Here is a 12,115-nt window from a genome sequence, read left to right on the forward strand (position 1 = left end):
GAATTAGATAATGATAAAAATTAGTAAAAATAGTATTGCCGGCCTGGCAGTTTTATTGGTTTTGATGACTGTAGATGCAGTTTTTGCCCAAAACAAAGTAAAAGGGAATTCTAAATTTCCATTTCATATGCCCGAGGTACAATTGCCAAAATTTAAGGCAGATACCTTGAATATTCTTGATTTTGGGGCAATTCCAAATACCAATATGCTATGTACCAAAGCGATTAATGAGGCAATAGAACGTACTTCAAAATCGGGTGGAGGTGTTGTATTGATTCCTTCAGGTTTATGGACTACGGGACCGATTAAGATGAAAAGCAATGTGAATTTGCATACTAAAAATGGGGCATTTATACGGTTTACAGATGATATGAGTCAGTATAAATTGATTAACTCTTATTTTGAAGGTAGTAAAACCATTCGCTGTGAATCACCAATTATGGGAATAGATTTAGAGAATATTGCCATTACAGGACAGGGTATTTTTGACGGAAATGGTATGGCTTGGCGACCAATTAAGAGTAATAAAATGACTGCAGGGCAATGGGAGGAATTGGTTAAATCAGGAGGAGTCTTATCCAAAAACGGAAAAACTTGGTATCCCTCTCAGGGAGCTTTGACCGGAAATGAAGAACAGGATAAACTTCCTAAAATAAGAACCATAGATAATATGGAACCTTACAAACAGGCATTGCGTCCGGTAATGGTAAGTTTGGTGAATTGCAAAAAAGTACTGCTTGACGGAGTTACTTTCCAAAATTCTCCTGCATGGAATGTGAATCCGCTGATGTGTGAACATCTTACGATAAATAATGTAAACATCCGAAATCCTTGGTTTTCACAAAATGGAGATGGCTTGGATATTGAAAGCTGTAGAATAGGAAAAGTTACTAATTGCCGTTTTGATGTGGGTGATGATGCTATTTGTATAAAATCGGGTAAAGATAAAGAGGGGAGAGATCGTGCAAAACCAACCGAATTGTTTGTGATTTCAGATTGCGTAGTCTATCATGCCCACGGAGGATTTGTGGTAGGAAGCGAAATGTCTGGAGGTGTAAGAAATATATTGGCCAAAAACCTCACCTTTATTGGGACTGATTGCGGTTTGCGTTTTAAATCTACTCGTGGTCGAGGTGGAGTAGTCGAAAACATTTGGGTAGAAGATGTACGAATGAGCAATATTCCTACCGAAGCCATTCGTTTCAACCTTTATTATTTTGGAAAAAATGCCATCGAAGATCCGGTGACTGGTGAATTGATGGTAGAATCTATGCCAGTTACAGAAGAAACACCAGCCTTTAGAAATATGTATTTCAAGAATGTTTTCATCAATGGCGCCAAACAAGCAGTTAAAATAATGGGACTTCCAGAAATGCCTGTCGAGAATATTCAATTCAAAAATGTTTTTGCCCTGTCTGAAGTGGGAATGCAAATTAATTATGCCAAGCAGATTGTTTTCGACAATGTTGATTTAAGTCTTGAAAAGCAGGATTTCTCAGTAAAAATGGCTAATAGTCAAAATGTTAGTTTTCAAAATTTTAATTCCATAGGTCAGAAACAATTATTCCTGATAGGAGGAGATTCGACCAAAACAATTTCCTTGAACAGCAAGAATAAAAAGATGGATTTTCAGGATATAAAAATTCCAGAAACAATTAGAAGTCAGGTTGAATTGATCGATTAAAAACTCAGCTTGAAATGTATTATTATCAAACCAAAAAGTATTACTAATAAAACTAAAACCAAAAAGAATATGAAACAAAAGAACTCTTAGATTACAGTGACAGACCTCCAGTACAGATTTTTAAAAGATAAGATTTTCGTTTTAGGAGGGAATGAAAACTAGATAACCAAATGAACCAAAAAATGAAAAAACAATTTTTTATTTCCCTATTGCTACTGTTTGTTTCAGTAATAGGGTATTCAGAAACAATAATAAGAATAGAAGCCGAGAATTATAATGAATTCAATGGCGTTTCTATTGAGACCAATGCAGCACGTTCAGGTGGAAAAAACATTGGAAATTGTAAAAATGGATATTGGATTAAATACACTGGACATGTATTTAGTCAATATGACACGCGATTTGATATTTCGGCTGCCTCTAGAACGCAAGGAGGCTCTTCAACTGTTGGGGCATTAGCAGGAACAGTAGAGTTTAGAATTGATGCTGTTGATGGAACTTTGATTGGTACTGCAAATATAACTGCAACCTCAACTGCCAACTGGACTACCTACCAGACATTCTCGGCGGCTATTACCCAAACTACGGGTACGCATGATTTGTATTTGGTGTTTAAACCTGTAACAGGGAATACCTATGTAGGGAATATAGATTACTTTGAAAAAGTAAGCAATGATCCTAATGCGGTACTGTTTACTTTAACTACTTCTGCGAGTCCAGAAGCTGCAGGATCTGTTACTTCAAATCCTGCAGGAACTCAAATTAATCAGGGAACAGCAGTAACATTAACGGCTAATAAAAATTTTGGATATAAATTTTCAAGATGGAAAGATGGAAATGGAACAACAGTTTCAACAGCCAACCCTTACACTTTTACGATGTCGGCTAATACGACTTTAGTAGCCGAATATGAAACTTTAGAAACATTTACATTAACTGTAAATAAAGCAGGAGCTTATGGTTTAGGAGATTATACCATTAGCCCTGCAGGAAAAGATGGAGCTTTTGCTATTTATGAAAAAGGAACCGATGTAACGATTACCGCAGTTGAAAATGATGTAATCAAATTCAGTAATTGGGATGATGGATCCACTACTACAGCTAAAGTAGTAACCATGAATGCCAATACATCGGTTACGGCTAATTATGCCAACGTACCTTTTATTGCTGGTTGGACATTTAAGGATGATCAATATGCACACCCTAGAATTGCCGAATTGTATTCTAATGTAGAAAACAGACCACAATTGTTTGGGTATCATGTGTCTGATAATTCATTAGCAGCAAATGTAAGATTGCAAAACCGAGGAGGTAAAAATGGTTTTTGTGTTTGGAATACAGACCGTGGACAGTTTTTCTATTTTATGACTACACTTTCTACGGTAGGTTATAAAAATATTAATGTGTCTTCCGGTTTAATTGGGTATTATTATGGCGCTGATGAATGGACTTTTCAATACTCTTTAGATGGTGTAAACTTTGTCAATGTTTCCAGTTTGACAACTATTAATTCTAGTTCTATTACATCTATCGGAGGAGTACTTCCTGTTGAAGCTGAGGGTAAAGAAAAAATTTATCTGAGATGGTTCCCTAATGTAAATGGACCAACTCATGGTAGTGCAACTGATGTTACCGCAACGGTATTGTCAAATGTAATGGTAAAAGCCGATGAGGTTTTAGTAGTGGATAATACTGCTCCGGTATTACTATCCAGTATTCCTACTGAAGGAGCTACAACAGCAAGTGCTAGTGGAACGATTATTCTAAATTATGATGAGTCTGTGCAGTTTGGTGCAGGTCAAGCTACTTTAAATACTAAGAATCTTACTGCAGAGTTTGTAAACAAAACGGTGAAATTTAGTTATTTCGGTTTAGACTATAATACAAATTATACGTTTAGTTTGCCAGCAGGATTTGTAAAAGATTTATCGAATAACAATGGAGCAGCGGTAAGTTTTTCATTTACTACTATACAAAAACCAGTGCCTGCGAAACGTGATTTTGATTTAATAGTAGATGCCAATGCAACCGATGATCAGGTAGCTTCGGGAAGATATGTAAAAACAATTGCAGAAGCTTTTAACAAAGCTCCAAGTAATTCAGCAACTAGATATTTGGTTTTTATTACCAATGGGACTTATAATTTAGGTGGTGATGGGACCAATCCACAATCAGTATTGTTAACGCTTCCTGCCGGAAAAAATAATATGTCTTTGATTGCTCAATCTAAAGATGGTGTTATTCTTCAAGGTAATCCAGGATGGGGGATTAAGAATGCGGTTTTGGCCATTGAAGCCAATGACTTATATATGGAAAACGTAACAGTGGAACATAAAGATGGTGTAACTACATCGGGTCAACGTCCTGCTTTGAATCCTGCCGGTGACCGTAATGTTTACAATGGCGTTCGTTTAAGAAGTAAGCAGGATACTGAAGTAACAGGTGGTAATAGAACTTTTTATTATAATTCGACCATTGAAGGTGATGTTGATTTCATTTGTGGTGGAGGAACCCATTGGTACGAGCAATGTAATTTGGTTTCAGTAGCTCCAGGTTATATCGTGGCTCCAAACCATGATGCTAATGTACAGAATGGTTATATTTTCAATAATTGTACGATTTCTGCAGCTACAAGTTATTATTTAGGACGTCCTTGGCAAAATTCGCCAAGAGCTGTTTATTTAAATACCAAAATGTTGGTGGAACCAAATGCAGTAGGTTGGGCAAGTATGGGAACTTTACCAGCTCTTTTTGCTGAATATAATAGTGTGAATGGTATTGGTGTAAAAGTAAATACAGACAATAGAACCAATGTGTTTACCGTAAATGGTGTGCCAACAACTGGAAATTACAATCCGGTATTAACTAAAGAGCAAGCAGACGCTTATACCATTGAAAATGTTTTAAGTGGTACAGACAAATGGAATCCATTGGAAATTGTAGAGCAAATTGCTGCACCTGCAAATTTGGCGATGGGAGAAAACAAGACCTTAACTTGGGAAGCCAATCAATATGCAATTTGTTATGTGGTTTGCAAAGATGGAAAACTGCTTGCAATAACTACCGATCTTTCATTAGTTGATGCTCAGGCAGATGCAGCTTCACACGAGTATACAGTTCAGGCTGCCAATGCTTATGGAGGTTTGAGTCCTTTAAGCAAAATCACTGTTGGAGGACCAGTAACATCTTCGATATCTTACATGAATTCTATAGGGAATGTGGCCTTAGCCAATTTAACGCCTGTAACTTATACAGAAGGTACAGCAGTTACATTACCTACACCAACATTAGAAGGTTATACTTTTTATGGTTGGTCAACTTCAGCAACTGTACCAAATACAATAAAAGATGTTGCAACTACAGCAACAGGAAATCAAGTGTTTTATGCTTTCTGGGGTGAAAATGGAAACAATCAGCCTAATGTTGTAGCTCCACCTACTAATTTTGATTATGTATATACTGCAGCAACCAACAAAAGTTGGGATGTGGCAACAAACTTTGACCCAGCAGTTTTCCCAGAAGCAGGGAAACAGGTATCGGTAACCAAAGAAATTGAAACCACTCCTACTATTTTCTTGGGAGATATTACTTTCTCTGGTTCAGGAACTTTACGTCTAAGAGGGTCTCATAAGGCAACGGGTAAATTGATTTTTAAAGAAGGTACGGGCATGTATTATTATACCAGTGGTGCCGGAATGTCAATTGAAGCACCTTTGGTAATTTCAGGGAATGTGAAGTTCGAAATGCAATCTTCCATCGCCGATCAAACTACAATGACTCTATTAGGATCTGTTTCAGGTAACGGAAATGTAATTCCTTTCAATATTGGTCAGGGTTCTGTTGTAAATACAGGAATATTGCTTTTGAAAGCTGATAATTCAGAGTTTAACGGTACTTGGGATTTAACTCAAAAAAGCACCAAATATGCTGGTCTGAATTATATTAATGTACTAGAAGGTGCTTCTGCTAATGCTTTTGGATCGGGAACGATTAATGTAGGACAGGACAATCAGGTAGTTTTTAGCCATGAGCAGGCAGCGGGTGAAAATCTGATAATCAATTTTACGGAGACTGGAAAAGCGGTGCTTAATACCATTGTTAAGGTGAAAACATTTACACTTAATGGTGTTGAGTTAGCTGAAGGTACTTATGACAGTACAACTAATCCCGAATATTTTACAGGTTTAGGATCAATAAATGTAAGTAGTAGCAATACAGGTGGAGGTGGTAGTTCAACAGGAATTCCTGCTTTCCCAGGAGCAGAAGGACATGGTAAATATGTAACCGGAGGTCGTGGTGGTAAAGTAATTTATGTAACCAATTTAAATGATTCAGGTGCTGGTTCGTTACGTGCGGCAATCAATACAAGCGGTCCTAAAATTATCTTATTCAAAGTTTCAGGTAATATTAAATTGCTAAGTGAATTGAGTATTTATGATAATACAACCATTGCCGGGCAATCGGCTCCGGGTGGTGGTATTACGTTGCAGGATTATAATGTAAAGGTAAGAGGGAATAATGTAATTCTTCGTTATTTACGTTTTAGAATGGGGGATACTCATGATGTAGAAAATGATGCTTTAGGAGGACGTTTTCAAAAGAATATTATGGTGGATCACTGTTCGATGAGCTGGTCAACCGATGAATGTGTTTCCTTTTATCAAAATGAAAATTTCACTATGCAGTGGTGTGTGATTTCAGAAAGTCTTAGAAATTCGGTTCATGCTAAAGGTGCCCATGGTTATGGAGGTGTATGGGGAGGTAAAAATGCTTCTTTCCATCACAATTTGTTAGCGCATCATGATAGCCGTAATCCAAGATTAGGAGAATATGCTAATGATCCATTTGCTTTAACTGATTTGGTAGACATTCGTAACAATGTAATATACAATTGGGGAGGCAACAGCTGCTATGGCGGTGATGCTATGAATGTGAATTTGGTAAACAACTATTGGAAACCGGGGCCTGGAACTTCCAGTTCTACTATGGAGCGTATTTTGTCTACCGGAAGAAGTTTAGATACCACTTCTCCTTTGTATGGTATTTGGGGAAAATATTACGTGGATGGAAATTATGTAGTGGGTTCTGCTAGAGCTACTCAGGATAACTGGACGTATGGGGTTTATAATCAGTTTCATGGTAGTCAATTGCCGGTAAGTGATGCTGACAAAGCCGAAGTGAAAATTGAAACACCACATAATCCGGGAGAAATTACGACACACAGTGCTACTAAAGCTTACGAATTGGTTCTAGAATATGTAGGAGCTAGTCTGTATCGTGATGCTGTAGATTTACGTGCCGTAAATGATACCCGTTCCGGTACTGCTTCTATTATGAATGGTGGAAATGGAAGCACTAATGGGTATATTGATACTCCTTCTGCTACAGGTGGATGGCCGGTATTACCTACAGCCGAAGCTCCTGTTGATACTGACGGTGACGGAATGCCGGATGTTTGGGAAAACGAAAAAGGATTGAATCCTAACAATGCTATTGATGGTAATTTATCAACTCTTGATGGTCAATATACAAACGTTGAAGTGTATTTATACGGCATAGTAAAAAACATTACAGACAATCAAAACGGGAGTTTAGATGTTTATGTTAATCCAACTGATTTTGTTGAGAAATACAATAAAGCCGAAGATGGTTCTAAGTTTATTATGGCTGAGGGTACTTATACTTCGTCAACTCCGTTAGCTATTACAAATAACAAATATCGTTTTGTGCCAGATGGTGATGCTAAGCCAATTTTAGCAACTTCTTTCTATACAGATGATGCTGCGATTGCGACAGCTGGTTTCAGTTTCGATGGAGTAGCGATTGATTTAACTAATAAGAATTCGAATTTTATCCAATTAAAAAATGGAGCTAGTTTATTTTCTTTAGAAATCAAAAATGCCACTATCAAAGGTGTTAGACAAAGCATGTTAGTAACAGAAGGCAATAGTGCAAATGCAATTGATGCAATCACTTTTGATAATTGTATTGTAGATGGTACGGCTGCATTAGGCTATAATTTTATCCAACCAGATGCTCATTTGGTAAATGCAATCACTGTTAAGAATTCGACGATTTACAATTTTGATAAAGCATTGAATTTTATTGCATTGCAAAACAGTAGTAATACTGCACAAGCAATCAATGTTCAGGTAGAAAGTAACACGGTTTACAATGTAGGTAGTATGGATACGAATGCTTTAGTATATGTGAATAATCCTTATGCTTCGGTTTCTGTCTATAGTTTTAAGAATAATGTGATGCAACAAAAATTGGATAATCCAAAAGCAACTTACATGTTCTATTCAAACCATACAAGTGGGGCAGGAGCAGCTACTTTAGATAATAATTTAGTGGATGGGGTTACTTCTATTCTTGTAAAAGGAACTGTTACTAAAACGGAAACTAATGTGAAAACAGTTAGTGGATTGGGTCTTACTGCATTGGTGTTCCCAAATCCAGCTCTAGGAGATTTTAGTTTTTCTCAAAATTCGCCTCTAGCAACGGCTTCTTCAACAGCTGGAGCTATTGGAGATCCAAGATGGTTAAAAACAACAGCTACATTTTCTCCAATTACTTATCTAAATTCAATTGACGGACAACCTATAACTGGTCTTGCGCCGGTAGAATACAGACAAGGTGGTGTAACATTATTACCAACTCCGGAATTAGATGGATATACTTTCTTTGGTTGGTCAAATTCGCCAACAGTACCTGGAGTAATAAAGTTTATCGCAGCAACCGCTACAGGAACACAAACATTGTACGCTTTTTGGGGCGATGGGGGTAATAATAGACCAATCAATGCGGCGCCAACAACTTATACGGTTTCATACTTAAACATGCCTAAATTGGCAATCAATTCTAATTTGAAAACAATAGAAATCGGATCAACTTACGAGTTGTTAGATGCTGAGTGTAGAGGGTATCGTTTTATGGGTTGGTTTTTAGATGAGAACCATTCAAATCCAGTAACTGGATTTGATGCAACTCAAACAGAAAATGTTTCTGTATATGCACGTTGGAAAAAATTAAAAGAATTTTATGCTTATCCAACTGTTGCAAAAAGTAATGTTACATTAAAATCTTCTGTTGAAAATGATACTGTGAATATAGTTTCCATAACTGGTAAATTGGTTAAACAAGTAGAAACTAAAGATGTTGAAACTGAGATTTCTGTGAGTGATTTGCCATCAGGATATTATCTTATTCAAAGTGCTAAAACAGGAATGTCTACTAAAATTATCATAAAATAAATTTTAAAATAAGGAGGTGAAACGTATGGTTTTGCCTCCTGTATTTTAGAATACATTTTTAAAATCTAATTTAATTATGAAAACTTTAATCAAAATATTTTCATTGGTTTTCGTTACTTTTTTTATCGCTTGTTCTAGTGATGATAGTAATCAAAACACAAATAATCAGGGATCCCTCACCATGGGTGATCAAACTGTTAATCTTACTCAAGGCTACATAGAAAATTATGGTAAGGTAGGTAATGCTTATAATATTGACTTTACGGTACGTTCTGAAACGCTTTCGGGAGCAGGGGAAACTTCTGCTGTTGTTTATTTTGAATTATTAACTTCAACTGATAAAAAATTAGCTGTTGGGACTTACAATTTAGGTGAGTTTTCAGAAGGAACTCCCTTTACTTTTACATCATGGAGTGAATCTATTTTAGGATTGAATATTACATCTACTGATAAGGGTTTAATGGTAGCTAATGGCGTTAGTATAAAACCAACTAGTGGTGTTTTTACTGTTGTTGAAAATGGCAATAACTATGAAGTAAATTTCGTAGGTAAAGGTGTAGCTAGTCATTATACAAATAGTAAATTGGTTTCTACTGAGGAAGATATCGATTTTACTTTTGAATATAGTGGTGCGGTAAAATCATATACAAGTACAGAATTTACTGCCAGAACAGCGAAGTCAAAGGAGCGTATCCAAAAAAAACATCAGATTCTTTTTTAAAAAAAAACATTTCCTTAAAATATTGATTAGTAAGGCATTTTAAAAATTGATTTAAAATGTATGGGATACCTATGCCTTATTAAAACCGTTTTATGAAAAAAACAACAAGTATTGTCTTGCTATAAATATTGAGAGAAGTACAATAAAAAAATACAAATTTTATAATAACTAAAAAATAATAAATCTATGATAAACTACTAAACTTCGGATTTTCATAAGAATCTCCGGAGTTTTTATAACTAACAATTAAACTAACCAACCAAGATGAAAAATAAATTATTAATTTCCCTCTTACTGTTGTTTTTTACAGTAATAGGGTATTCGGAAACTATTACCAGATATGAAGCTGAAGCTTACACTGAAGCCTTAACTCCTGGTGTTTCTATTGAAAGTAATACCGCACGTTCTGGAGGCAAAAATATTGGAAATTGTAGAAATGGTTATTGGATTAAATTCGCAGGTCATGTGTTTAGCCAATACGATATCCGTTTTGATGTAGCTGCTTCTAGTTATTCAAATAATCTAGCAGCGGGTACAGCTACAGGAACAATTGAATTTAGGATTGATGCCGTAGATGGTCCTTTAGTAGGTACAATTAATATGAAATCAACAGGTTCTTGGTCGACTTATCAGATTTTTTCAGCAGCTATCACGCAAACAACTGGTACCCATGATTTGTATTTAGTTTTTAAAACTGCTGGAACTACTTATGTTGGTAATGTAGATTACTTTGAAAAAGTTACTAATGATGCGAGTGCAGTATTATATACATTGTCAAATTCTGTAACTCCATCAAATACAGGGACTATTGATGCTAGTCCCGCAGCGACATCATACACCGCAGGAAGTTCAATAACTCTTACGGCTACTAAAAATTTCGGTTATGCATTTTCGAGATGGACTGATGGAAACGGTACTACTGTTTCAACAGCAAATCCTTATACATTTACTATTAATGACAATACTACATTAGTGGCTGAATTTGAAACGATTCCCACCTATACATTAACAACTACTGCTCTGGGAGCATTAGGATTTGGAGAGTTTTCAATTGCGCCTCCTGGAAAAGATGGGGGCTTCTCGATCTATGAAAACGGTACAAATGTAACGGTTACTGCTCTGCAAAATCCAATTATTAAATTTAGTAATTGGTCTGATTTTTCTACGGATTTAAGTAAATCCGTTACTATAAATTCTAACACAAACGTTACTGGTACATTTACTAATGAACCTTTTATTGCAGCTTGGACATTTAAAAATGATCAATATGCAAATCCTAGAGTGGCTGAATTATATGCTGAGGCTTCTAATAGGCCTACTCTTGCTGCTTATCATGTTTCGGACAATTCTGTAGCGCCAAACGTTAGACTTCAAAACAGAGCTGGGACAAATGGTTTTTGTGTTTGGAATAACGATAGGGGAGAATTTTTCTATTTTATGACAACTTTATCTACGGTGGGTTATAAAAATATTAATGTGTCTTCTGGTTTAATAGGATATTATTACGGATGTGATGAATGGACTTTTCAATATTCATTGGATGGTGTAAACTTTGTCAATGTTTCAGCTTTGACAACTATCAATACAAATTCTATCACTTCAATAGGCGGAGTTCTTCCTGCCGAAGCAGAAGGAAAAGAAACTGTTTATTTACGTTGGTTTCCTAATGTAAATGGTCCAAAACATGGTGTTAAAGATCCACTAGATGTAACAGCCACAGTTTTATCTAATGTGATGGTAAAAGCCGATGAAGCTACTAATGAGGCTCCATCTGGGTTGAGTTATGCAACTCCAAACGTATTTACAAAAGGAACAGCTATTACAGCCTTGAACCCAACAGTAAGTGGAGGAGCAGTAGTGAGTTATAGTGTGAATCCAACTTTGCCGGCAGGACTAAGCTTGGATACTACAACCGGAGTTATTTCAGGAACGCCATCTGAATTACTTACAGCTACCGATTATACAGTTACCGCAACCAATACAGGAGGAAGCACAACAGCTACGGTATCTATTACTGTAAATGATGTTGTACCAAATGAACTAAGTTATCCTACGCCAAACGTATTTACAAAAGGAACAGCTATTACAGCTTTGGATCCAACAGTAAGCGGTGGAGCAGTAGTGAGTTATAGTGTGAATCCAACTTTGCCGGCAGGACTAAGCTTGGATACTACAACCGGAGTAATTTCAGGAACGCCATCTGAATTACTTACAGCTACAGATTATACAGTTACCGCAACCAATACAGGAGGAAGTACTAGCTTCACAGTATCTATTGCAGTAAACGATGTAGCACCAACTAACTTAAGTTATACAACTCCAAACGTGTTAACAAAAGGAACAGCTATTACAGCCTTGAACCCAACAGTAAGTGGAGGAGCAGTGGTAAGTTATAGCGTAAATCCTGCTTTACCGGCAGGATTGAGTTTGAATACTACAACAGGGGTAATTTCA

General features: G+C 36.4%; 4 protein-coding genes. All 4 read left to right on the forward strand.

Annotated elements, in window-relative coordinates; genetic code table 11:
• The first annotated feature begins 10 nt into the window (after positions 1-10).
• On the forward strand, positions 11-1,684 hold the full coding sequence (locus B6A10_RS12535; protein WP_188221145.1) for a glycoside hydrolase family 28 protein: 1,674 nt from the start codon (positions 11-13) through the stop codon (positions 1,682-1,684).
• 182 nt (positions 1,685-1,866) lie between these two features.
• Positions 1,867-8,940: a pectinesterase family protein gene (locus B6A10_RS12540; RefSeq protein WP_188221146.1), complete on the forward strand. Its 7,074-nt coding sequence runs from the start codon at positions 1,867-1,869 to the stop codon at positions 8,938-8,940.
• Positions 8,941-9,016: 76 nt separating this feature from the next.
• Positions 9,017-9,661, forward strand: a complete 645-nt coding sequence (locus tag B6A10_RS12545; protein ID WP_188221147.1) for a hypothetical protein — start codon at positions 9,017-9,019, stop codon at positions 9,659-9,661.
• Between the two features lie 264 nt (positions 9,662-9,925).
• Positions 9,926-12,115, forward strand: a 2,190-nt coding sequence (locus tag B6A10_RS12550) for a carbohydrate-binding protein (RefSeq protein WP_188221148.1), incomplete at its 3' end; no start/stop codon positions are given.

The sequence above is a fragment of the Flavobacterium pokkalii genome (genome assembly GCF_014596575.1).
Lineage (GTDB): Bacteria > Bacteroidota > Bacteroidia > Flavobacteriales > Flavobacteriaceae > Flavobacterium > Flavobacterium pokkalii.